The organism is Streptomyces sp. NPDC007875 (assembly GCF_042868035.1).
Lineage (GTDB): Bacteria > Actinomycetota > Actinomycetes > Streptomycetales > Streptomycetaceae > Streptomyces > Streptomyces antimycoticus.
Genome location: NZ_JBIADZ010000012.1, coordinates 170,285 through 196,580 on the forward strand (window position 1 = coordinate 170,285; position 26,296 = coordinate 196,580).

The 26,296-nt window shown below is 72.2% G+C and carries 24 protein-coding genes; 10 read left to right on the forward strand and 14 right to left on the reverse strand.

Features of this window, described 5'->3' with window-relative positions:
- Positions 1-231: 231 nt before the first annotated feature.
- The 3 genes from ACFYOY_RS25230 (at position 232) to ACFYOY_RS25240 (ending at position 5,096) form a co-directional block, all read left to right on the forward strand.
- Positions 232-1,020 (forward strand): GntR family transcriptional regulator, encoded by a 789-nt coding sequence (locus tag ACFYOY_RS25230; protein WP_351888354.1) that lies wholly within the window; start codon positions 232-234, stop codon positions 1,018-1,020.
- 172 nt (positions 1,021-1,192) lie between these two features.
- The gene (locus tag ACFYOY_RS25235; protein ID WP_351888357.1) at positions 1,193-3,649 is read left to right on the forward strand and encodes a SpoIIE family protein phosphatase; all 2,457 of its coding nucleotides are present in this window, start codon (positions 1,193-1,195) and stop codon (positions 3,647-3,649) included.
- A gap of 142 nt (positions 3,650-3,791) precedes the next feature.
- Positions 3,792-5,096 (forward strand): GAF domain-containing protein, encoded by a 1,305-nt coding sequence (locus ACFYOY_RS25240; RefSeq protein WP_388589712.1) that lies wholly within the window; start codon positions 3,792-3,794, stop codon positions 5,094-5,096.
- 279 nt (positions 5,097-5,375) lie between these two features.
- Here the strand turns inward: ACFYOY_RS25240 and aspA are convergent, their stop codons facing one another.
- The 4 genes from aspA to ACFYOY_RS25260 form a co-directional block, all read right to left on the reverse strand.
- Positions 5,376-6,782 carry an aspartate ammonia-lyase gene (gene aspA, locus ACFYOY_RS25245; protein WP_351888364.1) on the reverse strand — a complete coding sequence of 469 codons (1,407 nt, stop codon included), beginning with the start codon at positions 6,780-6,782 and terminating at the stop codon, positions 5,376-5,378.
- Positions 6,783-6,823: 41 nt separating this feature from the next.
- The gene (locus tag ACFYOY_RS25250) at positions 6,824-7,858 is read right to left on the reverse strand and encodes an asparaginase (protein WP_351888679.1); all 1,035 of its coding nucleotides are present in this window, start codon (positions 7,856-7,858) and stop codon (positions 6,824-6,826) included.
- A 147-nt stretch (positions 7,859-8,005) separates the two neighbouring features.
- A complete protein-coding gene (locus ACFYOY_RS25255; RefSeq protein WP_351888367.1) occupies positions 8,006-9,445 on the reverse strand; it encodes an amino acid permease in 1,440 nt (479 codons plus the stop codon).
- Complete coding sequence (locus tag ACFYOY_RS25260; protein WP_351888370.1) at positions 9,442-10,197, reverse strand: FadR/GntR family transcriptional regulator; 756 nt, start codon at positions 10,195-10,197, stop codon at positions 9,442-9,444. The genes ACFYOY_RS25255 and ACFYOY_RS25260 overlap by 4 nt, the downstream gene beginning before the upstream one ends.
- Positions 10,198-10,381: 184 nt before the next feature.
- Between ACFYOY_RS25260 and ACFYOY_RS25265 the strand changes: the two genes are divergently transcribed.
- The 3 genes from ACFYOY_RS25265 (at position 10,382) to lnt (ending at position 15,642) form a co-directional block, all read left to right on the forward strand.
- The gene (locus tag ACFYOY_RS25265) at positions 10,382-11,395 is read left to right on the forward strand and encodes a sugar ABC transporter substrate-binding protein (RefSeq protein WP_351888373.1); all 1,014 of its coding nucleotides are present in this window, start codon (positions 10,382-10,384) and stop codon (positions 11,393-11,395) included.
- Between the two features lie 126 nt (positions 11,396-11,521).
- Entirely contained in the window at positions 11,522-13,963 is a 2,442-nt protein-coding gene (locus ACFYOY_RS25270) for a SpoIIE family protein phosphatase (RefSeq protein ID WP_351888376.1), read from the forward strand.
- A gap of 155 nt (positions 13,964-14,118) precedes the next feature.
- A complete protein-coding gene (lnt, locus tag ACFYOY_RS25275; RefSeq protein ID WP_388589879.1) occupies positions 14,119-15,642 on the forward strand; it encodes an apolipoprotein N-acyltransferase in 1,524 nt (507 codons plus the stop codon).
- Here the strand turns inward: lnt and ACFYOY_RS25280 are convergent.
- Positions 15,554-16,519 (reverse strand): Gfo/Idh/MocA family oxidoreductase, encoded by a 966-nt coding sequence (locus ACFYOY_RS25280; RefSeq protein ID WP_351888379.1) that lies wholly within the window; start codon positions 16,517-16,519, stop codon positions 15,554-15,556. The two genes, lnt and ACFYOY_RS25280, sit on opposite strands and share 89 nt — an antisense overlap.
- 22 nt (positions 16,520-16,541) lie before the next feature.
- Entirely contained in the window at positions 16,542-17,759 is a 1,218-nt protein-coding gene (locus ACFYOY_RS25285) for an FAD-dependent monooxygenase (RefSeq protein ID WP_388589717.1), read from the reverse strand.
- A gap of 86 nt (positions 17,760-17,845) precedes the next feature.
- Between ACFYOY_RS25285 and ACFYOY_RS25290 the strand changes: the two genes are divergently transcribed.
- The gene (locus ACFYOY_RS25290) at positions 17,846-18,493 is read left to right on the forward strand and encodes a TetR/AcrR family transcriptional regulator (RefSeq protein ID WP_351888385.1); all 648 of its coding nucleotides are present in this window, start codon (positions 17,846-17,848) and stop codon (positions 18,491-18,493) included.
- Between the two features lie 41 nt (positions 18,494-18,534).
- Positions 18,535-19,041: a DinB family protein gene (locus tag ACFYOY_RS25295; protein WP_351888388.1), complete on the forward strand. Its 507-nt coding sequence runs from the start codon at positions 18,535-18,537 to the stop codon at positions 19,039-19,041.
- A 28-nt stretch (positions 19,042-19,069) separates the two neighbouring features.
- Here ACFYOY_RS25295 and ACFYOY_RS25300 read toward each other — a convergent pair whose 3' ends face one another.
- From ACFYOY_RS25300 to ACFYOY_RS25315, 4 genes are all read right to left on the reverse strand, one after another.
- Complete coding sequence (locus tag ACFYOY_RS25300; protein ID WP_388589721.1) at positions 19,070-19,438, reverse strand: nitrile hydratase accessory protein; 369 nt, start codon at positions 19,436-19,438, stop codon at positions 19,070-19,072.
- Positions 19,435-20,037, reverse strand: coding sequence for a nitrile hydratase subunit alpha (nthA, locus tag ACFYOY_RS25305; protein WP_388589723.1), 603 nt, complete (start codon positions 20,035-20,037; stop codon positions 19,435-19,437). The genes ACFYOY_RS25300 and nthA overlap by 4 nt, the downstream gene beginning before the upstream one ends.
- Entirely contained in the window at positions 20,034-20,705 is a 672-nt protein-coding gene (gene nthB / locus ACFYOY_RS25310) for a nitrile hydratase subunit beta (RefSeq protein ID WP_388589726.1), read from the reverse strand. The genes nthA and nthB overlap by 4 nt, the downstream gene beginning before the upstream one ends.
- A 137-nt stretch (positions 20,706-20,842) precedes the next feature.
- Positions 20,843-21,712, reverse strand: coding sequence for an alpha/beta hydrolase (locus tag ACFYOY_RS25315; RefSeq protein WP_351888400.1), 870 nt, complete (start codon positions 21,710-21,712; stop codon positions 20,843-20,845).
- A gap of 321 nt (positions 21,713-22,033) precedes the next feature.
- On the opposite strand from ACFYOY_RS25315, the gene ACFYOY_RS25320 reads away from it, so the two are divergent.
- Complete coding sequence (locus tag ACFYOY_RS25320) at positions 22,034-22,549, forward strand: CGNR zinc finger domain-containing protein (RefSeq protein ID WP_388589729.1); 516 nt, start codon at positions 22,034-22,036, stop codon at positions 22,547-22,549.
- A gap of 52 nt (positions 22,550-22,601) precedes the next feature.
- On the opposite strand, the gene ACFYOY_RS25325 is transcribed toward ACFYOY_RS25320, so the two are convergent.
- Together ACFYOY_RS25325 and ACFYOY_RS25330 are read right to left on the reverse strand one after the other, a co-directional pair.
- A complete protein-coding gene (locus ACFYOY_RS25325) occupies positions 22,602-23,066 on the reverse strand; it encodes a hypothetical protein (protein ID WP_351888406.1) in 465 nt (154 codons plus the stop codon).
- 26 nt (positions 23,067-23,092) lie between these two features.
- Positions 23,093-24,154 (reverse strand): WYL domain-containing protein, encoded by a 1,062-nt coding sequence (locus tag ACFYOY_RS25330; RefSeq protein ID WP_351888409.1) that lies wholly within the window; start codon positions 24,152-24,154, stop codon positions 23,093-23,095.
- A gap of 107 nt (positions 24,155-24,261) precedes the next feature.
- On the opposite strand from ACFYOY_RS25330, the gene ACFYOY_RS25335 reads away from it, so the two are divergent.
- The gene (locus tag ACFYOY_RS25335) at positions 24,262-24,669 is read left to right on the forward strand and encodes a DUF3224 domain-containing protein (protein WP_351888412.1); all 408 of its coding nucleotides are present in this window, start codon (positions 24,262-24,264) and stop codon (positions 24,667-24,669) included.
- Between the two features lie 13 nt (positions 24,670-24,682).
- On the opposite strand, the gene ung is transcribed toward ACFYOY_RS25335, so the two are convergent.
- Both ung and ACFYOY_RS25345 read right to left on the reverse strand, forming a co-directional pair.
- The gene (gene ung / locus ACFYOY_RS25340; RefSeq protein WP_351888415.1) at positions 24,683-25,363 is read right to left on the reverse strand and encodes a uracil-DNA glycosylase; all 681 of its coding nucleotides are present in this window, start codon (positions 25,361-25,363) and stop codon (positions 24,683-24,685) included.
- 159 nt (positions 25,364-25,522) lie between these two features.
- Positions 25,523-26,284 carry an SDR family oxidoreductase gene (locus tag ACFYOY_RS25345; RefSeq protein WP_351888418.1) on the reverse strand — a complete coding sequence of 254 codons (762 nt, stop codon included), beginning with the start codon at positions 26,282-26,284 and terminating at the stop codon, positions 25,523-25,525.
- Positions 26,285-26,296 lie beyond the last annotated feature (12 nt).

A 26,296-nucleotide genomic window follows, 5' to 3' on the forward strand; every position in this document is an offset into this window, starting at 1 on the left:
GGTCCGGGCAGGAAAAGCGAGCGGGCACGGGCGGATCTGTTGCATCAGATTTCCCGGTCGCCGGGTAATAGGGTGTTGCCCCTGCCGGTCGGCCCCGCCGCGACCCGGCCCGGTGCGTACCTGGTGCATCAGGCCAGGGGCTGTGGTATCCGTCACAGTCACCCGCCCGGGAGCCCTCCGGAGCCCTGCGCGACCGCCGGAAGCACAAGAGAAGAAGCAGACGACAGGACCATGACCGCATCCGAACCACCCGAGCCACCCGCCTATCTGCGTCTGGCCCGGGACCTCCGCCGCCGGATCGAGGACGGCCGGCTCCCGGCGGGCGCCCAGTTGCCCTCCCGTGCCCAGCTGGCCCGGACCTACGGCGTCGGCCCGAATGTGGCGAACTCCGCGGTGCGGGTGCTGATGGCCGAGGGGCTGGTGCACGGCCGGGCGGGCAGCGGGGTGTACGTACGCGAGCCCCGGGCGCTGCGCCGGATGCTGCGTTCATGGCACGACGGGCGCCTCAGCGGCACTCCGTATGTGCTGGATCTGCCGGGTCACGGCGGCGACGGCCGGCGAGAGGGGGGTTCGACCACGGTGGCCGCGCCGCCGGGGATCGCCGAGCGGCTGGGGCTGGCGCCCGGAGCGCAGGTGGTACGCAGTGCGTATGTGTTCTGGAGCGGCGGCGGGAGCTCTGAGGGGACCACGGACGAGCGCACCATGATCTCGACGAGCTGGGAGCCGCTGGAGCTGACGGGCGGCACGCCGGTCGCGCTTCCGGAGGCGGGCCCGCTGGCGGGGCGTGGAGTGGTGGCGCGGATGGCGCACATCGGGCTGCCGGTGGACCGGGCGGTGGAGGCGGTCGTGGCGCGCACGGCGTCGGCAGAGGAGGCGTCGCTCCTGGAGATCGCGGCGGGGTCGGTGGTCGAGGCGCTGGAGCGCACGTACTACAGCGGCGATCGGGCCGTGGAAACGGCGGACATCGTCGTCCCGGCCGGGCGGTATCAGCTGGTGTACGAGTTTCCGGTCGACTCCTGACCGGCGACTCCCGACCGTGATCCGCACGCCGCGCAGCGTGTGCCGACTCCTCTCACCGTGGGCATACTTGAAGGCGCGACCATTGGTTCACTCTCCGCCAGGGGCGCCACGGTGGAGCCGCCACCTCGCACACGCACTCATGGCGGACGACCCGGGCAAGGGTGATGACACCATGACGCGACCGGACACCCCGCGGGACGAGCGGTCCGTCCGGTCGGACGATCTCCCCGGCAAGGGGGCCACCGCCAAGGCCACGGTCGACGGGCACGGCATCGTCACCCAGTGGAACGAGGCGGCCCGCGGGCTGCTCGGTTACCGCCCCGCCGAGATCGTGGGCAGGCCCGCGGCCGATCTGCTCCACGACGCCTCGCCCGCCCGCGCCGAGGTGCTGGCCGCGCTGCGCTCCCCCGCCCCGCCCGCCCGGCTGAGCGGGCGGGCCACCCTGCTGCGCCGCGATGGCTCCACCGTGGAGCTGGGGCTGCTGGCGCACCACCGCACCTCGGCCGCCGGGCCCCCCGAGTGGCTGGTCGTCTCCGCCGTACCGCGCCGCGTGCACGCCGTCGACGACGAGGAGCTGGTGCGGCGCGCCTTCCTCCAGGGGCTCTGCACGATGGCGGTCTACGACCCCGGGCTACGGCTGCGCTGGGCCAATCACGACCTGCAGCGGGTGATGGGCCTGGACCAGGAGGAGATGCGCGGGCTGCGGTTGCCGGAGCTCCTGCCCGGCCCCGAAACCGAGGCGGCCGAGCGGACGATGCGGCGGGTGCTGGAGACGGGCGAGCAGCGGGGCCTGGATCTGACCACGCCCATACCCGGCCACCCCCGCCCCCTCGCCTGGTCCGTCGTCATCGCCCCGCTGCTCGACGACGAGGGCCGGGTGGCGGGCGTGATCCTGTCCTCTCATGACACGACCGGTTCGCGGACCGCCCGGCAGCGGCTGACGCTGCTCAACGAGGCCAGCGTCCGGATCGGCAGCACGCTGGACATCGACCGCACCGCGCAGGAGCTGGCCGAGGTGGCCGTCCCGGCGCTCGCCGACTTCGTGACGGTCGATCTGCTGCCCACCGTGCACGACGGGGGCGAACCGCGCCCCGGCTCGCCGGGCGACCATGTGCTGCTGCGCCGGGTCGCCGCCCAGTCGGTCTTCGCGGGCTGCCCGGAGGCCGTGCTGCGGCCGGGGCAGGTGGCCGCCTACCCCGATTTCTCCCCCGCGGCCGAGTGCCTGAAGGCCGAGCGGCCGATGCTGCACCGGGAGACCGACCCCGTCGCCCGGTGGGCCGACGAGGACCCGGACCGGGCCGCCATGGTCCGCCGGTTCGGGTTCCATTCGACGATGGCCGTTCCCCTGCGGGCGCGCGGCATCACCCTCGGCGTGGCCAACTTCTCCCGGCACCGCCGCCCCGAGCCGTTCGAGCACGACGATCTGCTGCTCGCCGAGGAGATGACGGCCAGGGCCGCCGTCTGCGTCGACAACGCCCGGCGGTACACCCATGAGCGGCACACCGCGCTGGCCCTGCAGCGCAGTCTGCTGCCGCGCACCCTGCCCCCGAGCGCCGCGGTGGAGCTCGCGTCCAGCTATCGGCCGGCCGACTCCCGGTCCGGGGTGGGCGGCGACTGGTTCGACGTCATCCGGCTGGCGGGCGCGCGGGTCGCCCTGGTCGTCGGCGATGTGGTGGGCCATGGCGTCCGGGCGTCGGCGGCCATGGGGCGGCTGCGGACGGCGGTGCGCACCCTCGCCGACGTCGATCTCGCCCCCGATGAGCTGCTCACCCATCTGGACGATCTGATCAACCATCTCACCGCCGAGTCGGAGAGCGGCGCCGGCGATCCGGACGCGGCGGAGGCGGCCTACGCACAGCTCGGCGCCACCTGTCTGTACGCGGTCTACGACCCGGTCTCCCGCCGCTGCTCCCTGGCTCGAGCCGGTCATCCGCCCCCCGTGCTGGTCACGCCCGACGGCACCGCCACCCTCCTCGACCTGCCCAGCGGGCCGCCGCTGGGGCTGGGGAGCCTGCCGTTCGAGGCGGTCGACCTCGAACTGCCGGAGGGCAGCCTGCTGGCCCTCTACACCGACGGTCTGATCGAGGCCCGCGGCCAGGACGTCGACAAGGCGATCGACACACTGCGCCGCACGCTCGCCCGGCCCGCCGGGTCGCTGGACGGCCTGTGCCGGACGGTGCTGGCCAAGCTGCTTCCGGGCCATCCCACCGATGACGTCGCCCTGCTCCTGGCCCGCACCCGGGGGCTGGGCGCGGACCACGTGGCCACCTGGGAGCTGCCGAACGACCCGGCCGTGGTGGCCCGGGCCCGCCGGGACGCCGCCGAACGGCTGGCCGCATGGGGTTTCGAGGAGGCCGCCTCCACCATGGAGTTGGTGGTCAGCGAGCTGGTCACCAACGCCATCCGGCATGCCACGCCGCCCATCAGGCTGCGCCTGATCCATGACCGGGCGCTGATCTGCGAGGTCTCCGACAGCAGCGGTACCTCACCGCATCTGCGCCGGGCCCGCGCCTTCGACGAGGACGGCCGCGGACTGCTGCTGGTGGCCCAGCTGACCGAGAGCTGGGGCACCCGGCAGACCACCACCGGCAAGACCATCTGGGCCGAGCTGGCCGTGCCCACGCTGTAGGAGCGTCCCGTGGGGCCGATAGCCCGGGCTTCACGACAGCGGCCGCCACCGGACGGCTTCGCACAGCAGCCCCCGCCGCACGGCTTCACTACAATCGCGGAGCAACGAAGCCCCGCTCAGCAGAGGCTGAAGGCTGCCATCCATGCGTTCCCAACACCCACGCGACGCCGGTCCCCTGGCCGCGCTGAGCCCCGCCGAATCGGCCCGTCTCATGGCGGTGATCCGCGAGGCGGCGCTGAGCCGGGGACGGCTTCCGCTGCCCGCCCGCCCCGTGATCGGCGCCTCCTGGGACCGGATGCTGCGCCTGGGCCTCGACCCGGATCGCGGCCGCGCCCCGCGGCCGCTGGGTCTGGACGAGCTGGAGCTGCGGAGGCGGCAGACCCGGCTGGCCGAGGTGCTGCCCACCCTGCACAACGGGCTGTTGGAGGCGGCGGAGGCGGCCGGCCACATCATGATCATCGCCGATGCGGAGGGCCGGATCCTGTGGCTCGACGGCCATCGGGGCGTCCGCCGGCAGGCTGACGGCATCGCGCTCGTGGAGGGTTCGCACTGGGCCGAGGACGTCGCCGGGACCAGCGGAATCGGCACCGCCCTGGCCGTGAAGTCCCCCGTACGGGTGCATTCCGCGGAGCATTTCGTGAGCGCCTTCCACACCTGGAGCTGTGCCGCCGCCCCCGTCCATGACCCGCGGGACGGACGGCTGCTGGGCGTCATCGACGTCAGCGGCCCCGCCGGGACCGCCCATCCGACGGTGCTCTCCCTGGTCACCGCGACCGCCCGGTGGGCCGAGGGCGAACTGCGCCTCGCCCACAGCCGGGATCTGGAGGGCCTGCGCGCCGTCGCCGCCCCGCTCCTGGCGCGGATCCGCGGAAAGGCCGTCGTGGTCGATCACCACGGCTGGATCGCCGGGGTCACCGGGGTGACCCCGCGCGAGCGCCGGCTGTTGCTGCCGAAGGCGCCGTACGACGGACCGGTCTGGCTGCCGGCGCTCGGCGCGTGCGCGGTGGAGCCGCTGCCCGGCGGCCATCTGCTGCGGGTACTGGACGGCGAGCCCGCCGAGGGAGGCAGTCCGGCCGGCTGGGGCGATCTGCTGCTGGACGTACGCCATCCGCACCGCTGGACCCTGACCTTCTCGGGCCCGTCGGGCGCCTGGACGCATGAACTCAGCGCCCGCCAGGCCGAGGTGCTGCTGCTGCTCGCCGCGCACCCCGAGGGGCGTACGGCCGCGCAGCTGGCCGAGGACCTGTTCGGGGACCCGACGCGGACGGTGACCGTACGGGCCGCGATGTCCCGGCTGCGCGGGCGCCTCGGGGCGGTGCTGGCGCACCGCCCCTACCGGATCGCCGACAGCGTCCGCATCGACGTGGCGAGCCCGGACCACCCCACCGATCTGCTCCCCTTCAGCTCGGCCCCCGCCATCGCGCGGCTACGCCGCCATTCTTTTTGAGGCTCGGTTGGCCGCCGGGGCGCAAAAGTCGCTGTCGACGGTCGACGTGCTCGGTCGCCCACGTGGCGGAGCCGCATATCGATTGCGGCCCTCGCTCCCTGCGCGCGACTCCCTTTCGACAGCGATGCGCCCCTTCGGCTCGCCCCCAGTACCGCTGGGAGGTGCCCCCGACCGGAAGACCCGAGCGCCCGGGAGCCATACGGCGCCCTTCGGCTACCCCAGCTACCGCTGGGCGGTGCCCCGACCGGAAGACCCGAGCGCCCGGAGGCGAACCGAGCATCAAAGAGAGCGACTCCCCGCGATCTCCTCGGGGCGCAGCACCTGGGCCAGCCGGTCGGCCGGCAGCAGGCCCTTCTCCAGGACGAGTTCGGCCACGCCGCGCCCCGTGGCGAGCGCCTCCTTGGCGATACTGGTGGCCGCGCTGTAACCGATGTACGGGTTGAGCGCGGTGACCAGGCCGATGGAGTTCTCCACGGAGGTGCGCAGCCGCTCGGTGTTGGCGGTGATGCCCGCGACGCAGCGCTCGGCCAGCACCAGGCAGGCGGCGCGCAGATGGGTGACGCTCTCGGAGAGGGAGTGCAGGATGATCGGCTCGAAGGCGTTGAGCTGGAGCTGTCCGGCCTCGGCGGCCATCGTGATGGCGACGTCGTTGCCGATCACCTCGAAGGCGACCTGGTTGACCACCTCGGGGATCACCGGGTTGACCTTCCCCGGCATGATGCTGGAACCGGCCTGCACCGGGGGCAGGTTGATCTCGTTGAGCCCGGCCCGCGGGCCCGAGGAGAGCAGCCGCAGGTCGTTGCAGCTCTTGGAGAGCTTGACGGCGATGCGCTTGAGGACACCTGACAGATGGACGAAGGCTCCGCAGTCCTGCGTGGCCTCGACCAGGTTGGCGGCGGTGACCAGCGGCAGTCCGGTGATGTTCTCGAGGTGGTGGCGGGCGGCCTCGGCGTAGCCCTTGGGGGCGTTGAGGCCAGTGCCGATGGCGGTCGCCCCGAGGTTGATCTCATGCACCAAAGTGGCGGCCTCCAGCAGCCGGCTCTGGTCCTCCTCCAGCATCACGGCGTACGCCGAGAACTCCTGGCCCAGCGTCATGGGCACCGCGTCCTGCAGCTGGGTGCGCCCCATCTTGAGGACGTCGCGGAACTCCTCGGCCTTGGCGGCGAACGCCTGGCGCAGCGTCTCCATGGCCGTGTGGAGCTCACGGACGGCGATGATCGTGGAGACGTTGACGGCGGTCGGGTAGACGTCGTTGGTGGACTGGCTGAGGTTGACGTCCTCGTTGGGGTGGAGGTGGGCGTAGTCGCCCTTCTCCTGGCCGAGGAGCTCCAGCGCCCGGTTGGCGATCACCTCGTTGGCGTTCATGTTGGTCGAGGTCCCGGCGCCGCCCTGGATCACGTCGACGATGAACTGGTCGTGCAGGGCGCCCCGGCGTATCTCCTGGCAGGCGGCCGCGATGGCGTCCGCCTTCCGCGTGGTGAGCAGCCCGAGGTCCTCATTGGCGCGGGCGGCGGCCTCCTTGACCGCGGCCAGTGCCCTGATCAGGTGCGGATAGGCGGAGATGGAGGTGCCGGTGATGGGGAAGTTCTCGCCGGCGCGCAGGGTGTGGATGCCCCAGTAGGCGTCGGCGGGGACGTCGCGGTCGCCGAGCAGATCGTGTTCGCGGCGATGGCCGGTGGCAGTCATGGCGTGCGGTCTTCCTTGGTTCCTCGGGGAGGGCGGGAGGGTCAGGCGGTGGGCGGGGCGAGGGCGTCGGTGGGGTGCACACCGCCGACGGTCACTCCGCCGCCGTACACCGGCGTGGTGGCGAATTCGGTGAGCACACCGGGGTCGATCCCGCAGTGGGCGAGGGCCGCGGCGGTCACCGGCATCCGGGCGCGGTCCGCGCCGTCGGCGATCTTCACGGCGACGGCCCGGCCGTCGGGCAGCGCCGCGATCTGTACGCCCTCGAAGCCGTCCTTGGCGATCAGGCCCGGTACGGCGCGCATCAGCCGGGCCACGTCGCGGTCGGGGCCGGATGCCATGTCCGGGTGGGCGCGCAGGGCGGCCGCGACCCGGCCCTCGGGGGTGTCCATGGCGCCCGAGGCGATCCGGGCGGCGGCCGTCGCGAGGCCGCGCAGGGAGACGGAGAACAGCGGCGCGCCGCAGCCGTCGACGGAGACCTGGGCGACGCGCTGACCGGTGAGGTCCTCCACGGTCCCGGCGATCAGCCGCTGCAGCGGATGGGCCGGGTCCAGGTAGTCCGCCAGCGGCCAGCCGCGCAGCTGGGCGGTGAGCAGCATCGCGGCGTGCTTGCCGGAGCAGTTCTGGGCGAGCCGGGTGGGCTCGCCGCCGTCCCGCAGCCAGGCGTCGCGCTCGGCGGCGCCGTACGGCAGGTCGGGGACGTTGCGCAGATCGGCCTCGGTGAGCCCGGCCTGGTCGAGGATGCGGCGCGCGCCGTCCAGATGGCGCCGTCGGCCGGAGTGGCTGGCGGCGGTGAGCGACAGCAGCTCCCCGTCCAGCGGCAGCCCGGCCCGCAGCAGGGCGACGGCCTGGACGGGCTTGAGCGCGGAGCGCGGGTAGAAGGCCACGTCGATGTCGCCGGCCTGGAACGCGACCCGGCCGTCGGCGGCCAGGACGACGGCCGAGCCGTGGTGGACGCCCTCGATGACCCCGCCGCGTACGACATGGGCGAGCGGCACATGGCGGGGTTCACGGAGGGCGGGGGGCTCGGCCGGGGTGCGGCGGGTCGCGTCGAGGGTCCGTCCGAGGGGGGTGTTCATGGTGGTGCTCTCGTGCTCGGGGGTGTTCACGGGGTGGGATTCCTCCAGGAGGTGGTGGAGGGGCAGGGCGGCCGAGGGGTGGCCTCGGCCGCGCGGAGAAACGATTCCTCAGTGGGGGTTCACCGGCGTGGGTTCACCGGCACGGCCTCACCGGGGGTCCTTCATCCGGCCGCGGGACGCGAACCAGCCGATGACCAGCGCCGCCAGGATCGCCGGAAGCGCCATCACGGTGAGTCGGCTGGGTCCGCCGTCCGCCCACATCAGGACGAGGACGGAGGCCAGGAAGCCCAGGGTGACGATCTCGGTGTACGGGGAGCCGGGAAGCCGGTAACCGGGGCGGGTGAGCCGGCCGGCCTGGGCGCGCCGCCAGAACAGCAGATGACAGAGCATGATCACGGCCCAGGTCGACAGGATGCCGATCGCGGCGAAGTTGAGCACGATCTCGAACGCCTTGTCCGGCACCACATAGTTCAGCCCCACGCCCAGCACACAGAAGAAGGCGGTGAGGAGGATGCCTCCGTAGGGCACCTGGGTACGGCTCATGGCGCCGGTGAACTTGGGCGCGGAGCCGGACATCGCCATCGAGCGCAGGATGCGGCCGGTGGAGTAGAGACCGGAGTTGAGGCTGGACATCGCGGCGGTGAGCACGACGAGGTTCATCACGCCGCCGGCCGCCGGGACGCCGATCTTGGACAGCACGGTGACGAAGGGGCTCTGGTCGCCCGAGTAGGAGTCGGAGGGCAGCAGCATCGAGAGCAGCACCACGGAGCCGACGTAGAACAGGCCCACGCGCCACATGATGGAGTTGATCGCCTTGGGCATGATCTTCTCGGGGTTCTCGGTCTCACCGGCGGCCACGCCGACCAGTTCCACGGAGGCGTAGGCGAAGACGACGCCCTGGATGACCAGCAGCATCGGCAGCACACCGTGCGGGAAGACGCCACCGTGGTCGGTGATCAGGCTGGGCCCGGTGCTGGTACCGGCCACCTGCTCGCGGGTGACCAGCAGGAAGATGCCGATCGCCATGAAGACGACGAGCGCGCCGACCTTGATGATCGCGAACCAGAACTCCAGCTCACCGAAGATCTTCACCGAGATCAGGTTGACCGTCAGCACCACGGCGAGCGCGATCAGGGCGATCACCCACTGGGGGATGTCGGTGAACATCCCCCAGTAGTGGGTGTAGGTCGCCACGGCCGTGATGTCGGCGACCCCGGTGGTGGCCCAGTTCAGGAAGTACATCCAGCCCGCAACGAAGGCGCCCTTCTCGCCGAGGAACTCACGGGCGTAGGAGACGAACGCGCCGGAGGACGGCCGGTGCAGCACCAGCTCGCCCAGGGCGCGCACCACCAGGAAGGCGAAGATGCCGCAGACCGCGTACGCCACGGCCAGCGACGGCCCGGCGTCCTTGAGCCGCCCGCCGGCGCCGAGGAAGAGGCCGGTGCCGATGGCGCCGCCGATGGCGATCATGTTGACATGCCGGGCCTTGAGGGACTTGCTGTAACCGGCGTCGCCCGCGTCCACATGCGCGGGGTGCCCGGCCTGCTGCTGTTGGCGGTCTTCTTGCCGGAGGGACTGCTCGCTCACGCCTGCTGTCCGCCTTCCGTCGGTACTGTCGTCCGGTCGTCCGCCGTGGCGGGCCGCACGATTGAGGTCAGGGTGGTCTCCACGCGTTCGAGGTGGTGGGTCATCGCTTCCACCGCGTCGTGCTCGGACCCGTCGGCGAGCGCCTCGACGATCGCCCGGTGTTCTCGGTTCGACTGCTCACGGCGGCCGCCGAGCTCGTTGAGAAATGCCGACTGCCGGGCCAGGGCATCGCGGATCTCCTCGATGACCCGACGGAAGACCGGATTCCGGGCCGCCTGGGCGACGGCGAGATGGAACAGCGTGTCCATCGCCACCCATGCGGTGGTGTCGGTCTCCCGCTCCATCCGCTCCAGCAGATGGGACAGGTGGTCGAGGTCCTCGGCGGAGCGGCGCAGCGCCGCGTAGCCCGCCACCGGGATCTCGACGTGCCGGCGCACCTCCAGGAGGTCACTTGCGGCGTAGTCGCCGAAGGTGGGGTCCTCCACCGGCCCGCTGGAGATGACGAAGGTGCCCTTGCCGGTGCGTGAGGCGGTCAGCCCCATGGTCTGCAGGGCCCGCAGGGCCTCGCGGAGCACCGGCCGGCTGACCTCCAGGCGACGGCACAGCTCCGCCTCGGAGGGGAGTTTGTCCCCCACCGCGTAGTCGCCGCGCTCGATCGCCTCGCGGAGGTGGGTGAGGACCGCTTCCATCGCGCTGATGCGGCGAGGGAGGTCGAACCCTGAACCACCTGTCTGGCTGTCTGACAAGTTCACGCGGTGATCCTCAGGCGTACACCAGAGGGTTGTCAAGGGTCGGCTTTCCCCTCCCTGCCGACCGTTCTGTGTTGATATGGGGTATTCATCCCGAACGCCGAAGACCGTTGAGCCCGCGGCCGACGACCAAGGCGCGGCGTCCGAGACCGTTCCACCGAGCCGGATTCAGGGAGCCGAGAGCACCATGCGCCACCGCCTCACCACCGCCACCGCGGCCCTTCTCCTGCTGTGCGGCCCGGCCGCCGCGGGCTGCGGCGGCGAAGCGGACCCGGACCGGGTCGGCGTGGTGCTGCCGCTGCTGACCTCGCTCTTCTGGGAGGCGTACAACGACGACATCCCGAAGCAGGCCGCCAAGGCGGGCGTGCGGATCCTGCCGACGGTCAACTCCAATGACCAACCGAGCAAACAGATCACCGACATCGACAATCTGCTGGCCCAGGAGGTCAAGGGTCTGGTCGTCTCCCCGGTCGACTCCGCCGCCATCGGCCCCGGTCTGAACGCCGCCCAGCGCGCCCACGTCCCGGTCGTCGCCGTCGATGTGGCCCCCGACCGGGGCAGGGTCGCCATCGTGGTACGGGCCGACAACCGCGCGTACGGCGTCAAGGCGTGCCGGAGCCTCGGCGGCGCCGTGCGGCGGGGCACGGTGGTGCAGATCCAGGGCGATCTGGCCTCGGTCAACGGCCAGGACCGCACGGTCGCCTTCGACCGCTGCATGGCGCGGCACTACCCGGACATCAAGGTCCTGGACATCCCCGCGGCCTGGCAGGCGGAAAGGGCGGCGGCCGGTCTGGAGGCCCTCTACAGCGCCCACCCCGGCATCAAGGGCATCTACCTCCAGGCCGGCGGCGTCTATCTGGCCCCCACCCTGCGCACCCTCCAGAGCCACCATGCCCTGATCCCGGTGGGCCGCCGCGGCCACATCACCATCGTCTCCAACGACGGGGTCCCGCAGGAGCTGACCGCGATCCGCAAGGGCCTCATCGACGCCACCGTCTCCCAGCCGGCGAACCTCTACGCCGCCTACGCCATGCGCTATATCAAGCAGGCCATGGCCAAGAAACCCTTCAAGGTGGGGCCGACCCGCCACGACAGCACCATCGTCCGGCTGCCCGGCGGCAATCTGGAGGATCAGCTGCCCGCCCCGCTGGTGACCCGGGCCAATGTCGACAACCGCTCCCTGTGGGGCAACCAGGTATGACCGAAGAGCCGCTCCCGCCGGCCGAGGCGCGCGGGATCAGCGCACTCGTCGACGCACGGCTCACCACCGGGGAGGCCTAGAAGTCATAGTATTAAGAGAAATGTATCCGCAGATGGGACGGGTGCGATGGCCATCCCCCAGGGAATCGCGCCGACCGAGACGCATGTCCCGTTCGACATGGCGGATGCGGCCTCGGCGCTGATCGACGCCACGGGGATCATCATCGGCTGGACCCCGGCGGCGGAGAGACTTCTCGGCTATCCGGCGGCCGACGCGATGAAGCAGCCGGCCAGGATGCTGCTGGTGGCACCCGAGGACGCGGCGCAGGCCGAGGCCATCGGCTCGTGGTGCCAGGCGCACGACGGCTGGGGCGGCCTGGGGCGGCTCCGGCACCGGGACGGCCGCCGGATCGAGGTGGGGCTGCGGGTGTGCGCGATGCGCAATCCGGGCGGCGACCTCTGCTGGCTGGTCTCCGGGATCGATGTGGGCTCCGTCCCGACCTGGGCGCTCAGTGGCTCGCTGCTCCAGGCGTTCCTCACCCGGTCGCCGATCGGGATGGCCGTGCTCAGCCCGGATCTGCGGTATGTGTGGATGAACGACACGCTGGAGCGCTACGGCGGGCTGCCGCGCGAGCAGCGGATGGGGCGCCGGATGGCGGAGTGCCTGCCCGGGCTGGACACCGAGGCGCTCGAAGCACAGATGCGGCAGGTGCTGAAGACCGGCAGGCCGGTGATCGACTACGAGTACCGGGGCTGGACGATGGCCCATCCGCACCGCGAGCACGCGTACTCGACCTCCTTCTTCCGCCTGGACAACGCCGAGGGCCGTCCGGTGGGCGTGTGCTACATGGGCATCGACGTCACCGACCGCTGGCGGGCCCGGGAGCGGCTGGCGCTGCTCAACGAGGCCAGCGCGCACATCGGCAGCACCCTGGACGTCCTGCGCACCGCCCAGGAGCTGGCCGACTTCGCGGTGCCGCGGCTCGCCGACTTCGTGACCGTCGATCTGCTGGACTCCGTACTGCGCGGCGAGGAGCCCATGGAGATCGCCGGCGACACCCTGCCCGCCTTCCGCCGCGCCGGTCAGGCATCGATCCGGGAGGGCTGTCCGGAGTCCATCGCGAGGCCGGGGGACGCGGTCGCCATCTCCGCCACGTCACCCTTCGCCTGCTGCTTCTTCTCCGGGGAGGCCCTGCTCGACCCGGTGATGGACAGCTCCATCAGCGCCTGGTCCGGGGACGATCTGGCGCGGACGGCGAAGGTGCGCGAGTTCGGGATGCGGTCGCTGATGGTGGCACCGATCGGGGCGCGCGGCGCCCTCCTGGGCGTGGCCTCGTTCGTCCGCTCCCGCCATCCGGACCCGTTCGAGGAGGACGATCTGCTGCTCGCCGAGGAGCTGGTCGCGCGGGCCGCGCTGAACATCGACAACGCCCGCCGCTACAGCCGTGAGCACGCCGCCGCGCTGGCCCTGCAGCGCAGTCTGCTGCCGCACGCCCTGAGCGGCGGCCAGGCCGTCGAGGTGGCCTCGCGCTATCTCCCCACGGACGCGCGCAACGGAGTCGGCGGCGACTGGTTCGATGTGATCCCGCTGTCCGGTGCCCGGGTGGCGCTGGTGGTCGGCGATGTGGTCGGGCACGGCATCAACGCCGCGGCCACCATGGGGCGTTTGCGCACCGCCGTGCACACGCTCGCCGATATGGACCTGCCACCGGAGGAGTTGCTGGCCCACCTCGACGACCTGGTCATCCGGCTCACCGAGGAGGAGACCGGGCAGGAGGGCGTGGCGGCCGCGGTGCTCGGCGCCACATGTCTGTACGCGATCTACGACCCGGTCACCCAGCGGTGCACGATGGCGCGGGCGGGACACCCGACCCCCGCGATCGTGGACCCCTCCGGGGAGGTCTCCTTCCCCGCGCTGCCCGCCGGTCCCCCGCTGGGCCTCGGGTCGCTGCCGTTCGAGTCGGCGGAGCTGGCGCTGCCCGCCGGAAGCCTCATCGCCCTCTACACCGACGGGCTCATCGAGACCTGCGACCAGGACATCGACGTGGGTCTCGGCCGGCTGAGCAATGCCGTCGGCCAGGCCGCGCTGCCGCTGGAGGAGCTCTGCTCCATGGTGGTCGACACCCTGCTGACCTCCCCGCAGACCGACGATGTGGCCCTGCTGCTGGCCCGTACGCGCGCTCTGGGCACCGGACATGTCGTCTCCTGGGACCTGCCCTGCGATCCGGCCGTCGTCGCCAGCGCCCGCTCCCTGGCGATGCGCCAGCTCGCCGAGTGGGGTCTGGAGGAGGTGATGACGACCACGGAACTGATCGTCAGCGAGCTGGTCACCAACGCCATCCGCCATGGCACCGGCCCCATCCGGCTGCGGCTGATCCGGCACGACGTGCTGATCTGCGAGGTCGCCGACACCAGCAGCACCTCACCGCGGCTGCGCCACGCCCGCACCACCGACGAGGGCGGCCGCGGGCTGTTCCTCGTCGCCCAGCTGACCCGCCGCTGGGGGACCCGCTACACCGAGGGCGGCAAGCTCATCTGGGCCGAACAAGACCTCCCGGAAGCGGCATGAAGCACGCTCCGGCGCACCCCCGCCCTATTCATGATCGGCTGACTCCCGCACACTGGCCCTGGGCCAACAGGAGGGGGGCGTCGAAGGTGCGCAGGCCGGTCGGCGGCGGGGATCGGTGGGGACGGCGGCTCGCCTCCCCGTGGTGGCGCGGCGCGATGGCGCTGCTGGCGGGCGCGCTGCCCGCGCTGGCCTTTCCCGAGCCCTCGCTGTGGTGGTGGGCGTATGCCGCCCTGGTGCCCTGGCTGCTGCTGGTGCGCTCGGCACCCACCGGCCGCCGGGCGGTACTGGACGGCTGGCTGGGCGGCGCCGGGTTCCTGCTCGCGGCGCACCACTGGCTGATGCCGAGCCTGCATGTGTTCATCGTGGTACTGGCGCTGCTGCTGGGGCTGTTGTGGGCGCCCTGGGGGTGGCTGACGCACCGGCTGCTGCGCGGCCGCCCGGGTTCCGGGCGGGTGGCGGCGGCGCTGGTGGTGCTGCCGTCCGCCTGGCTGATGGCCGAGCTGGTGCGGTCCTGGGAGTATCTCGGCGGGCCATGGGGGCTGCTGGGCGCGAGCCAGTGGCAGGTGGCGCCCGCGCTGCGGCTGGCCTCGGTGGGCGGGGTATGGCTGCTCGGCTTTCTGCTGGTCACGGTGAACGTCGCGGTGGCCGTGCTGATCGCGGTGGCCCGGGCCCGTACGGTGGCGCTGGCCGGGCTCACCGCGTGCGGCGCGGCGGCGGCCGCGGCGTGGGCCTGGGTGCCGCAGGCCAAGGAGCCGGGGACGGCGCGGATCGCGGTGGTGCAGCCGGGGGTCATCCAGGGTCCGGGGCCGCGCTTCGAGCGCAGCGCGGAGCTGACCCGGCAGCTGGCCGACCGCCATGTCGACCTGGTGGTGTGGGGCGAGAGCAGCGTGGCCCAGGATCTGACCACCCACCCGGAGGTGCGCCGGCGGCTGGCCGAGCTGTCCCGGACGGTCGGCGCGGATCTGCTGGTCAACGTGGACGCGCGCCGCAGCGACCTGCCCGGGATCTACAAGAGCTCGGTGCTGATCGGGCCGGACGGCCCGACGGGCCAGCGCTACGACAAGATGCGGCTGGTCCCCTTCGGGGAGTACGTCCCGGCCCGGCCGCTGCTGGGCTGGGCCACCTCGGTGGGCAAGGCGGCCGGTGAGGACCGCCACCGGGGCACCGAGCCGGTGGTGATGAACCTCCCGGGCTCCCTGCGGATCGGGCCGCTGGTGTGCTTCGAGTCCGCGTTCCCGGACATGAGCCGGACCCTGGCGCGGGAGGGGGCGCGGATGCTCGTCGTCCAGTCCTCGACCTCGACCTTCCAGGGGAGCTGGGCGCCCGAGCAGCATGCCTCGCTGGCCGCGCTGCGCGCCGCCGAGACCTGGCGGCCGATGGTGCATGCCACGCTGACCGGGGAGAGCGCGGTGTTCGGGCCGCGCGGCGAGCCGGTGGGGCCGCGGATGTCCACCGACGCCAGCGCGGCCACCGTCTACACGGTGCCGCTGGGGCAGGGCACGAGCCCGTATGTGCGGATCGGGCCCTGGCCGGTGTACGGGGCGATGGCGGCGCTCGCCATCTTCTGCGCCGCCGAGGGGGGCCGGGCCCTCAGACGGCGGCCGGACCGGCCGACGGATCAGGGGACGGACCGGCCGACGGACCAGCGGACAGACCAGCCGACTCCAGGCCGTCCCTGACGACCCGTTCGCACAGCTCATGGGTGCGCAGCGCGTCCTCGGCGCCGATCCGCCGCCCGGAGCGCACCGCGTCCAGGAAGGCGTCGGTGATCTGCTCGATCCCGCGCTGCCGCGCCACCGGCACCCAGTCGCCCCGGCGGCGCACGCTCGGCTGGCCCTTGTGGTCGATGACCTCGGCGAGGTTGAGGACCTGCCGCTTGGTGTCCTGGCCGGAGACCTCCAGAACCTCCTCGGTGGAGCCGCTCATCCGGTTCATCACGCCGAGCGCGGTGAATCCGTCCCCGGACAGCTGCAGCAGCACATGGTGTATCAGCCCGTCGCGGATCCTGGCGCGCACATCGATGTGGTCCACCGGCCCGGGCGCGAGGAAGCGCAGCGTGTCGACGACGTGGATGAAGTCGTCCAGCACCAGGGTGCGCGGGTCCTCGGCGAGGCCGACGCGGTTCTTCTGCAGCAGGATCAGATCGCGCGGATGGTCCAGGCACTGCGCGTAGCCGGGCGCGTAACGCCGGTTGAAGCCGACCATCAGGCTCACCCCGCGCTCCTCGGCGAGCCGCACGATCCGCTCGCTGTCGGCGAGGTGGTACGCGAGCGGCTTGTCGACGTAGGTGGGCACCCCGGCCTCGATCAGCCGGGTGACGAGGTCGGCGTGGGCGTCGGTCGGGGCGTGCACGAAGGCCGCGTCGAGCCCGGCCGCGAGCAGCGAGTCCAGGTCGGCGTGGCGCTGGGCGTCCGGGACGCGATAGGTGTCGGCGACCCGCTGCAGGGTGGCGGGGGTACGGGTCTGCAGATGCGGCTCCAGGCCGGGGCGGGCCATGAGCACGGGCAGATACGCCTTCTGCGCGATGTCGCCGAGCCCGACGCAGCCGACCCTCATATGTGCTCCCCGCAATCCTCGGTCATGCCGTGCGCTGTGCCCCCGAAGGAGCTGTGCCCCCCGAAGGATACGTGCGGGTGGGCGGACGCCAGTCGGCGATGCCGTCGAAGGATCGGAGGGCCAGACCGGGGACGAGGCGGCCGACGGCGGCGATCGCGGTGTCACGGAGGGCGACGGCCGGGGCGCTGGTGAGGGTGATCATGCGGGCGGTGCGTGCCGAGCGGCGTACCACGTCCATCGTGCGGGGCAGCCGGTCGCGGGTGTAGGCGGCCAGGGCGGCGGAGGGGTGGGCTGTGTCGGGGGCCAGATGGTGGGCGAGGACGACGGCGTCCTCGATGGCCTGGTTGCCGCCCTGCCCCATCGTGGGGGCCATCGCGTGGGCGGCGTCACCGAGGAGGGCGACCCGGCCCCGGTGGTAGGCGGGCAGGGGCTCGGCCATGTGCCGGATGTCATGGCGCAGCACGTCCTGGGGCGCGGCGGCGGCGAGGACGTCGGGGACGGGTTGGTGCCAGTCGCCGTAGAGCCGCAGCAGTTCGGACCTCTCGTCGTCGAGGGCGTGGCCGCCGGGCGGGGTGACGGCCGCCGCGTAGGCGTAGACCCGGCCGTCCCCCAGCGGCTGGGTGCCCCAGATCCGGCCCCTCCCCCAGGTCTCATGGGGCTCGAACGGCCGGCCGGGGTCGGGGATGACGACCCGCCAGGTGGTGAATCCGGCGTAGCGGGGCCCGGGGTGGTCGGGGAAGAGCGTCTGGCGGACGGCCGAGTCGATGCCGTCGGCGCCGATGACGAGGTCCGCCTCGTACGCGCCGTCCTCGGTGGTGACCCGGGCCGGGCGGCCGGCGCCGCCGGGGTCGGCCAGCCGGGCGGCGGCCCCGGTGCGGACCACGCCCTCGGGGAGCCGGGAGACGAGCAGGTCGATGAGGGTGGCCCGGTGGAGGAGGACCAGCGGGCCGCCGAAGCGCTCGGCCGTCGCCGCGCTGTCCATCCGGGAGAGCCAGCGGCCGCCGGGGGTGCGCAGTCCGCCGCCGCCCTGCCAGGCGGCGAGCGCGCGGACGTCGTCCCCGAGGTCGATGGCGTCCAGGGCGCGCTGGGAGTTGGGGGCGAGCGAGATGCCGGCGCCGACGGGCTCGAGGCGGGCGGCCCGCTCCAGGACGGTGAGGGACCAGCCGCGGCGGTGCAGGGCCGCGGCGGCGGTGAGCCCGCCGACTCCGGCACCGATGACGACGGCACGGGGCTGCTGCATGACTCCTCCAAGGCAACTACAGGTGTAGTACTCATCACGTTACTACATTTGTAGTGCGGGCGGCGGATGGGCTTAGGTTGGGCCCCATGACCGCTGATCGAACCGCCGCCTCCGCATCGGCCGCGTCCACGTCCGCGTCCGCCGCCTCCCGTGCCGAGCTGATCGCCGACACCGCCCTGGGACTGCTGGCCGAGCGCGGGATGCGGGGGCTGACGCACCGTGCGGTGGACGAGGCGGCCGGGCTGCCGCTCGGCTCGACCTCGAACCACGCCCGGACCCGCGCCGCCCTGCTCAAGACGGCGGTCCGGCGGCTGGCCCAGCGGGAGGCGGAGGTGCTGACGCCGGACGAGATGCCGCGCTCCGCCGAGGCGGCACCGGACGGGGGCGATCCGGTCGCGGAGCTGGCCGACGCGCTCTCGCTCGCCCTGCACCGCTCGCTCACCGCCCAGCGCGATCTGCTGATCGCCCGCTACGAACTCGCATTGGAGGCGACCCGCCGACCCGAGCTGCGGGAGTTCTACGACGCGACGGGGCGCGGCTTCCGGGAGCCCCTCGAAGCGATGATGACGGCGCTGGGCTCCACCGAGCCCCGGCGGCACGCGCGGTCGCTGGTCGCCTGGTGCGAGGGGCTGATGTTCAGCTGCGCCGCGGGCGCCGACCACGACGCCGTACCCGACCGCGCGACGCTGCGCACCGGCTTCGCGGAGCTGATGCGCGGGATGCTGAACGAATAACGCGTGGCGGGCCGGGCGAGTGGACCGCCATCATGACCACCATGACGACCACAGAACGCCCCGAACCGCCCCGGACCGCCGATGAACGCACCAGCCTGGAGGGGTGGCTGGACTTCCACCGCGCGACCCTCGCCCTCAAATGCGAGGGGCTGGACGACAAGCAGCTGCGCGAGGCGTCGGCGCCGCCGTCCGAACTGACCCTGCTCGGCCTCGTACGGCATATGGCCGAGGTCGAGCGGAGCTGGTTCCGGCGGGTGTTCGCCCACGAGGACACGCCGCCGATCTGGTACAGCGAGGAGGACCCGGACGGGGAGTTCCACGTCACCGACGGGGACACCGCGGAGAGTGCCTTCGCCATCTGGCGGGACGAGATCGCCAAGGCCAAGGAAGCCGCCGCGGGCCGTTCCCTGGACGATGTCGTCACCCGTCCCGGCCGTGGGGACTACAACCTGCGCTGGATCTATCTGCACATGATCGAGGAGTACGCCCGCCACAACGGCCACGCCGACCTCATACGCGAACGGATCGACGGCGCCACCGGCGACTAGGGCACGTTGCGAGGGCACCCCGCCGGGGTCAGCGGGCGTGGTGGTGCTCGTGGTCGTGGCCGTCGCGGTGGTCGTGGCCCGGGGGGCGTTGCGCCAGGGCGAGGGTGCGGGCGGTGACTTCGTCCGTTGAAACGGCGCACCGGCCGGCGAGCGTGTCCTCCAGGGCGGCCAGCCAGAGCCGGTAGTAGTGATACGGCTCGTCGGGTGCCGCCGCGGCCTCCCAGGCCGCGATCCGGGCGATCAGCGCGGCCTGGAACTCCGGCCAGGTGAACGCGCCCGCCTCGTACAGGCTGACGGCCATGCCAAAAGCGCGGCTCTCCCAGGGTTCGGCGAACACCAACTCGCCGTTGGAGCGCGGTGGTGCGGCCGGGCCCTCGATGTCCAGTGGCGCGGTCATGGTGCCGCCACCTTGGCCACGCCGACCATCGCCTCCCGGGTCACCAGCGGCACGAGCTGTTCCTCGGAGAGGTGCTCGGTGCCGGCCGGACGCTCGGGCAGCACCAGCCAGCGCACCTCACTGGTGGAGTCGTGGACGGTGATCCGTACATCGTCCTCGAGTTCGAGACCCATCTCGGACAGCACCGTGCGGGGCTCCTTGACCACGCGTGCGCGGTAAGCGGGGTCCTTGTACCAGCTCGGCGGCAGGCCGAGCACCGGCCACGGGTAGCAGGAGCACAGCGTGCACACCACCACATGGTGGGTGGTCGCGGTGTTCTCCACAACGACGATGTGCTCGCCCTGCCGCCCCGAGAAGCCGAGCTCCTCGATGGCCGCGGTACCGTCCTGGAGCAGCCGCCGCCGGTACTCCGGGTCGGTCCACGCCCTGGCGACGACCTTGGCGCCGTTGAGCGGGCCCACGTTGGTCTCGTAGGTGGTGATGATCTCGTTCATCGCCTTCGGGTCGATCAGGCCCCGCTCGGTGAGCAGTTGCTCGAGCGCCTCGGTGCGCAGGGCCACGGCAGGGGCCTCGCCCGGTCCGCCGTCGGTGGAGGTCATGAGGTGGTCTCCAGGTAGTTCTCGAACAGCTCGGCGGTGACCGCGAAGGGCTCGGCGTCGGCGCCCCACAGCTCGCGTGAGTCGAAGCGCACCGAGTAGACGTACTGCGGGTTCTCGCCCTGGAAGTGGGCGTTGGTGTCCGGCAGTACGAAGGCGGGCTGGACGACCTCGACGATTCCGGTGTGTCCCCGTGCATAGCCCGGCAGCCGGGTGTGCCCGGGCACCGACATGGCCTTGGTCCGCACCCGCTCGCCGACAGCGAAGGCGGGCGCGGTGTCCACCGGGCGCAGCGAGCCCTCTGCGCTCGGCGCGTAGTCGGGTACCGCGGGCTCGGGGATCGGCGGCTCCTCCACGCCTTCGCCCCGCAGGTTGCGGGCGCGGGCGTGGACCGCGCCCGGCGCGAGCACGGCACTGTCGGTGAGCATCAGCTCCGCGCCGTTCAGCCAGCGCCCGTAGTAGCCGTCGTCCAGGTAGGCGGCGCGGTCCAGGCGCTCGAGCGCGTGCCGGAAGGCATCCAGGTTGACGCCGCCGAAGGCGATACGGCCGGAGAGACTGGCCAGCGCGAAGGCCCGGCCCTGCCAGGGCTCCTCGAAGACCGGTTCATCGCGCCTCGGCGGACGGACGGGACCCCATCCCGGGGTGCCGCCCATATCAGCGATGCCATCCATGGCACGCCTCCCCACATGGCCGCATAACGTGGCTTGTTCCTGAATCGTATGCGACAGGTGTCATCCGGGCCGCGATGACGGCGCCGCGAAGGTCCCGGGACCGCGCCCGAACGCTGCGATCCCGGCACCTGGCAGGGTCAGACGAGGACGCGGCCGAGGAAGTCGCGGATGTACTCGGCGATGGGCTGCAGATGGCTTTCGAGGGCGAAGTGTCCGGAGTCGAGCAGGTGGATCTCGGCGTCGGGCAGGTCCTGGCCGAACGCCTCCGCGCCCGCCGGGCCGAAGATCTCGTCGTTGGCGCCCCAGACCGCCAGCAGCGGGACCCGGGAGTCGCGGAAGTACTGCTGGACCCGCGGGTAGAGGTCCACGTTGGTGGGGTAGTCGCGGAAGAGCTTGAGCTGGATCTCGTCGTTGCCGGGCCGGTCCAGGAGCGCCTGGTCGTGCACCCAGTTGTCGGGGCTGACCAGGGTGGGGTCGGCGACTCCGTTCAGATACTGCCAGCGCGTGATCTCGGCGGTCAGGGCGCCTCGCATGGGGGCCTCGGTCTCCGGTCCGGGGGCCTCGGCGTAGGCGAACACACCGTCCCAGAACGGCTTGACGAAGCCGTCGACGTAGGCGTTGCCGTTCTGGGTGACGATCGCGGTGATGCGGTCCGGGTCGCGCAGTGCGAGCCGCCAGCCGATGGGGGCGCCGTAGTCCTGTACGTACATCGCGAACCGGTCGACACCCAGCTTCCGCAGGAGGCCCGAGGTGACCTGGGTGAGGGCGTCGAAGGTGTAGGGGAAGTCCTGCAGGGAGGGCATCGCCGACTGGCCGAACCCGATGTGGTCCGGGGCGATGACGCGATACCGGTCGGCGAGCGCCGGGATCAGGTGACGGAACATGTGCGAGCTGGTCGGAAAGCCGTGCAGCAGCACCACGACGGGGGCCTGGGGGTCGCCGGCCTCTCGGTAGAAGACCTCCAGGCCATCGACGGTGGCGGTGCGGTGGTGGACGACGACAGTCATCACTCTAACCTTTCTGTGCGACTTCAGTGGTTACATAACCCAGTCGAGCACGCCGCAGCTAACCAGTCAAGAAGATTTAAGGGGTTAGGTTGAAGTCGGGCCGCCGTCGCCATACGAAGCGCCCCGCACTCTCGGCCCACAACGAGGCAGATAGGGGGCGGAAACGGACCGGCGCCCTGATTCAAGCCTCCGCCCGTCCGCGGCCGCCGGCCAGCGCGGTCGGCACCGAGGTGCCGCCACCGCATCGCCGTCCGGCGCCCGGCGCAACCGCTCGCACGCTGCGCTAACCTGTCACACGAGGCAAAACGGTTAGGACGTGTCATGGTGACCACGCAGGAGCAGCAGGACACGCTGCTGGAACTCCTCAACAGCACACCGGTGGTCCGCGGGGTCGTCCAGGACCAGCTGGCGGATCCGGAAACGGCAAGGCCTTGGCAGCAGGCGCACGGCGGCAGCGGCACCGCGGAGGAGCACGCCTGGCTCCTGCGCGCGCGGGACGCGCTGCAGGACGTGGTGCGCGGCGGCCGGCCGGCCGCTTCACTGGCCCCGCTCCTCGACGGGGTCACCTCCCGGCCGGGGGTCTCCTCCGAGGGGGTGTCCTGGGAGCTCGACGCCCCGGAGGAGCGCCGGATGGCGGTGGAGGCGGTGATGGCCTGGAGCGCGCTGCTGGAGACGATGTCCGGACGGCTGCGGCCGTGCGCCAACCCGGAGTGCCGGCGCTTCCTCCTCGACCGCAGCAAGACCAACAAGGCCCGCTGGTGCTCGATGGCGGTCTGCGGCAACAGGATGAAGGCCAGGCGCCACTATCAGCGCACCCGGGACGGAGCGGCCGAGTAGCCGTCGCCGCGCCGGCGGCCGGAGCCTCCGGCCTCTGGTCGGCCTCTGGTCCCTAGTCCTCGACGGTGCCCTCCAGAGCCAGCGTCAGCCGCAGGATGGCGGCCCGTACCCCGTCGCCGTACGGGTCCTCGCCGAGCGCACCGGCGGCCGCCCGCGCCAGCGCCAACTGGCCCCGGGCCGCCTCCTCCTGGCCCAGCTTCAGGTAGCCGGTGGCCACATTGAGGTGGAGGGAGGGGAAGAACGCACGCGGCGCCAGGGCCCCGGTGAGCCCGTCGGCGGCGGCGAGCGCCCGCAGGTTCCAGATCAGCTCGTCGAGCGGATCGTCCTGGGTGCCGGCCAGATAGTGGGCGAGGGCGCAGCGGTGGAAGGGGGCGCCGTCCCGTTCGATCTCCTGCCACAGCGCGGCGAGGCGATTGCGTGCCTCCTCCCGGTCACCGCCCCGGTGCAGCATGACCGCCTGCCCGATCCGGGTCAGTACGGCATCGCCCTTGGGCGCCTCCCGCTGCGCTTCCGTCATCGCGGCCTCCCGTCCTTCGAGCGAAGCTAGGGGGTGTCCTGCGGATCATGCACCGTTCGCCATGCCCCGCTCGGCGTGTCGTGGTTCGGCGGGGCCCCGGGGGTGTCGTCCTTCGGCGCGCCGTAGCGGCGGGTCAGTTCGGCGACGGCGCGGGCGACGGCCGACCGCAGCTCGGGCGGGCCCAGCACCTCGGCGTCGGTGCCCAGCCGCAGCATGTCGTGGACCGCGACCGGCAGCGACTCCACGGGGAGGACGACACGCCGGCGCCCCTGGTCGTCGGGCGGGCCCGCCGCGGCCACCGCCTCCGCGCCCACCGCCCCGAACTGCATCGGGAGCAGCTTCGCCCCGCGCTCGGAGAGCAGGAGTTCGGCCTCGCCGTGGAAGCGCGAGGACTCCAGGCGGCGGGACGACTCCCCCCAGTAGGCGGCGAGGTCGAAGCCGGCGGGCCGTTCGAAGACCTCCTCCAGCACCTCGGCGGCGAGGATCCGGGAGACCCGGTAGCTGCGCACGGTGTCCTCGACCCTCGCCACCAGGTACCAGATGCCGCCCTTGAGGACGAGGCCCAGCGGGCACAGCTCCCGCCGCACCTCGCCGCGCCAGCGGCGGTAGTGCACCCGCAGGACCCGCAGCTCCCATACGGCCTCGGCGGCCGCCGCCAGATGGGGCACCGACTCGGCGTCCCGGAACCAGCCCGGCGCGTCGAGGTGGAAGCGCTCCTGGATGCGGCGGGAGCGCTCCCCCAGCTCGGCCGGGAGCGCGGCCCGCAGCTTGAGCTGGGCCGTGGTGAGGTCGGCGCCCAGGCCCAGCTCGGCGGCCGGGCCCGGCATCCCGGCGAGGAAGAGCGAGTCGGCCTCGTCGCCGGTGAGCCCGGTCAGCCGGGTGCGGTAGCCGTCGAGCAGCCGGTAGCCCCCGGCCGGGCCGCGGTCGGCGTACACCGGCACACCGGACGCGCTCAGCGCCTCCACATCGCGGTAGACGGTGCGCACCGAGACCTCCAGCTCGGCGGCGAGCTCGGGCGCGGTCATCCGGCCCCGGTTCTGCAGCAGCAGAAGCAGCGAGAGAAGGCGGTCGGCGCGCATGCGGTCCATTGTGGGCGCCGTACCTGACAAAAGATGTCAGGTACGGCGGCCAGAGTGGCTTCCACAGCCGATCCACCGCAGATCCGGCCCCTGACCTGCCCCTGAAAGGACCCGCCATGACCACGCACACCACCGGCCACTTCACCTACGCCGACTGGAAGGAGACGGCCCTCGAAGAGGCCGAGGACGGCGGCGCGAAGCTGGCCCAGGCCGTGGTGACGAACGCCTTCTCGGGCGGTATCGAGGCGCCGCGGACCAGCTGCAATTACGCGATCACCTATCTGTCCGAGAAGACCGGCGTCTGCTGCGGCTACGAGCTGCTGACCGGCACCCTCGACGGGCGGACGGGCAGCTTCGTCGTCCTGCAGCACGGCAGCTGGGGCGAGGACGCCACCGTCCACTGCACCTTCGAGGTGGTGCCCGGATCCGGCACCGGCGAGCTGGCCGGGCTCTCCGGATCGGGCACCTTCGCCGCCGTACGCGGGGAGACCGAGATCCCCTACAGCTTCGACTACACGCTCTAGCCGTGCGGTCGCCTCAGGCGCCGATGTCCGGGATCCGCCAGTCGATCGGGGTGTGTCCCTGGGCCTTGACCGCCTCGTCGATCTGGGTGAAGGGGCGCGAGCCGAAGAACTTCTTCGCCGACAGCGGGGACGGGTGCGCCCCCTTCACCACCGCATGCCGCGACTCGTCGATCAGCGGCAGCTTCTTCTGGGCGTAGTTCCCCCAGAGCACGAAGACGGCCGGATCGGGGCGCGAGGCCACCGCGCGGATCACCGCGTCGGTGAACTTCTCCCACCCCTTGCTCTTGTGGGAGTTGGCCTCGCCGCCCCGGACCGTCAGCACCGCGTTGAGCAGCAGCACGCCCTGCCGCGCCCACGGCATCAGATAGCCGTTGTCGGGCACCGGGTGGCCGAGCTCCTCCTTCATCTCCTTGAAGATGTTCCGCAGCGACGGCGGGGTCTTGACGCCCGGCCGCACCGAGAAGCACAGGCCGTGGCCCTGACCCTCGCCGTGGTACGGGTCCTGCCCGAGGACGAGCACCTTCACCTGGTCGAACGGCGTGGCCTCCAGGGCGGCGAACACCTCATCGCGCGGCGGGTACACCGGCCCCTTGTCCCGCTCCTCCTCGACGAACTCGGTGAGCTCCTTGAAATAGGGCTTCTCCAGCTCCTCGCCGAGGACCCCGCGCCAGGACTCGGGCAGCACATAGGGCACGTCTACAACCTCCGGTCGTGTTCCGTCTAGGGCACAGAACCTACCGGCGGCCGCTGACAACGCCTCATGTGGACCGGGCACCGACCTGCGATGCCCAGCCTCATGTGGACCGGGCACCGGCCCGCGGTGCCCATGGCGCGGGGTGGGACCCGGCGCCGGTCAGCCGATCCCGGCGCCCAGGAGGATGCCGCCGTCCACGACGAGCGTCTGGCCGGTGACCCACGCCGCCTGGTCGGAGGTGAGGAACGCGGCCGCGCCCCCGATGTCCTCCGGCGCGCCGAGCCGCTTCAGCGGATAGGCCGCGGCGGCCTCCTCCTCCCGCCCCTCGTACAGGGCGGTGGCGAACTTGGTCTTCACCACCGCCGGAGAGATGGCGTTGACGCGGACCCGCGGGGCGAACTCCTGGGCGAGCTGCACCGTGAGGTTGATCATGGCGGCCTTGCTGACGCCGTACGCCGCGATGAAGGGCGAGGACGACATCCCGGCGAGCGAGGCGATGTTGACGATCGTGCCGCCGTTCTCCTGCTGCCATGCCTTCCAGGTCCGCTGGGCGAAGCCCAGTGCCGAGACGACATTGGTCTCGAAGACCTTACGGATCACATCGAGGTCGAGATCCGCGATGGGCGAGTACACCGGGTTGGTGCCGGCGTTGTTGACCAGGTGGTCGATCCGCCCGAATGCCTCCATCGTCCGCTCGACGGCGGCCGCCTGGTGCGCCTGGTCATGGGCCTTCCCGGCGGCGTAGATCGCACGGTCGGACCCGAGCCGCTCCACGGCCTCCTTGAGCGCGTCCTCGTTGCGCCCGGTGATGCACACCCGGTCACCGCGGGCCACCATCGCCTCGGCGATGGCGTAGCCGATTCCCCGGCTCGCCCCGGTGATGAGCGCGGTCTTGCCGCTGTCCTGTATCTGCGCGGTCATCTGCTGGGTGAC

Excerpts from the sequence above, each read along its gene's own strand:
- ACFYOY_RS25230 (WP_351888354.1), top strand. The coding sequence starts at position 232 with ATGACCGCATCCGAACCACCCGAGCCACCCGCCTATCTGCGTCTGGCC.
- ACFYOY_RS25235 (WP_351888357.1), top strand. The coding sequence starts at position 1,193 with ATGACGCGACCGGACACCCCGCGGGACGAGCGGTCCGTCCGGTCGGAC.
- ACFYOY_RS25240 (WP_388589712.1), top strand. The coding sequence starts at position 3,792 with ATGCGTTCCCAACACCCACGCGACGCCGGTCCCCTGGCCGCGCTGAGC.
- aspA (WP_351888364.1), bottom strand. The coding sequence starts at position 6,782 with ATGACTGCCACCGGCCATCGCCGCGAACACGATCTGCTCGGCGACCGC.
- ACFYOY_RS25250 (WP_351888679.1), bottom strand. The coding sequence starts at position 7,858 with ATGAACACCCCCCTCGGACGGACCCTCGACGCGACCCGCCGCACCCCG.
- ACFYOY_RS25265 (WP_351888373.1), top strand. The coding sequence starts at position 10,382 with ATGCGCCACCGCCTCACCACCGCCACCGCGGCCCTTCTCCTGCTGTGC.
- ACFYOY_RS25270 (WP_351888376.1), top strand. The coding sequence starts at position 11,522 with ATGGCCATCCCCCAGGGAATCGCGCCGACCGAGACGCATGTCCCGTTC.
- lnt (WP_388589879.1), top strand. The coding sequence starts at position 14,119 with ATGGCGCTGCTGGCGGGCGCGCTGCCCGCGCTGGCCTTTCCCGAGCCC.
- ACFYOY_RS25280 (WP_351888379.1), bottom strand. The coding sequence starts at position 16,519 with ATGAGGGTCGGCTGCGTCGGGCTCGGCGACATCGCGCAGAAGGCGTAT.
- ACFYOY_RS25285 (WP_388589717.1), bottom strand. The coding sequence starts at position 17,759 with ATGCAGCAGCCCCGTGCCGTCGTCATCGGTGCCGGAGTCGGCGGGCTC.
- ACFYOY_RS25290 (WP_351888385.1), top strand. The coding sequence starts at position 17,846 with ATGACCGCTGATCGAACCGCCGCCTCCGCATCGGCCGCGTCCACGTCC.
- ACFYOY_RS25295 (WP_351888388.1), top strand. The coding sequence starts at position 18,535 with ATGACGACCACAGAACGCCCCGAACCGCCCCGGACCGCCGATGAACGC.
- ACFYOY_RS25300 (WP_388589721.1), bottom strand. The coding sequence starts at position 19,438 with ATGACCGCGCCACTGGACATCGAGGGCCCGGCCGCACCACCGCGCTCC.
- nthA (WP_388589723.1), bottom strand. The coding sequence starts at position 20,037 with ATGACCTCCACCGACGGCGGACCGGGCGAGGCCCCTGCCGTGGCCCTG.
- nthB (WP_388589726.1), bottom strand. The coding sequence starts at position 20,705 with ATGGATGGCATCGCTGATATGGGCGGCACCCCGGGATGGGGTCCCGTC.
- ACFYOY_RS25315 (WP_351888400.1), bottom strand. The coding sequence starts at position 21,712 with ATGACTGTCGTCGTCCACCACCGCACCGCCACCGTCGATGGCCTGGAG.
- ACFYOY_RS25320 (WP_388589729.1), top strand. The coding sequence starts at position 22,034 with ATGGTGACCACGCAGGAGCAGCAGGACACGCTGCTGGAACTCCTCAAC.
- ACFYOY_RS25325 (WP_351888406.1), bottom strand. The coding sequence starts at position 23,066 with ATGACGGAAGCGCAGCGGGAGGCGCCCAAGGGCGATGCCGTACTGACC.
- ACFYOY_RS25330 (WP_351888409.1), bottom strand. The coding sequence starts at position 24,154 with ATGGACCGCATGCGCGCCGACCGCCTTCTCTCGCTGCTTCTGCTGCTG.
- ACFYOY_RS25335 (WP_351888412.1), top strand. The coding sequence starts at position 24,262 with ATGACCACGCACACCACCGGCCACTTCACCTACGCCGACTGGAAGGAG.
- ACFYOY_RS25345 (WP_351888418.1), bottom strand. The coding sequence starts at position 26,284 with ATGACCGCGCAGATACAGGACAGCGGCAAGACCGCGCTCATCACCGGG.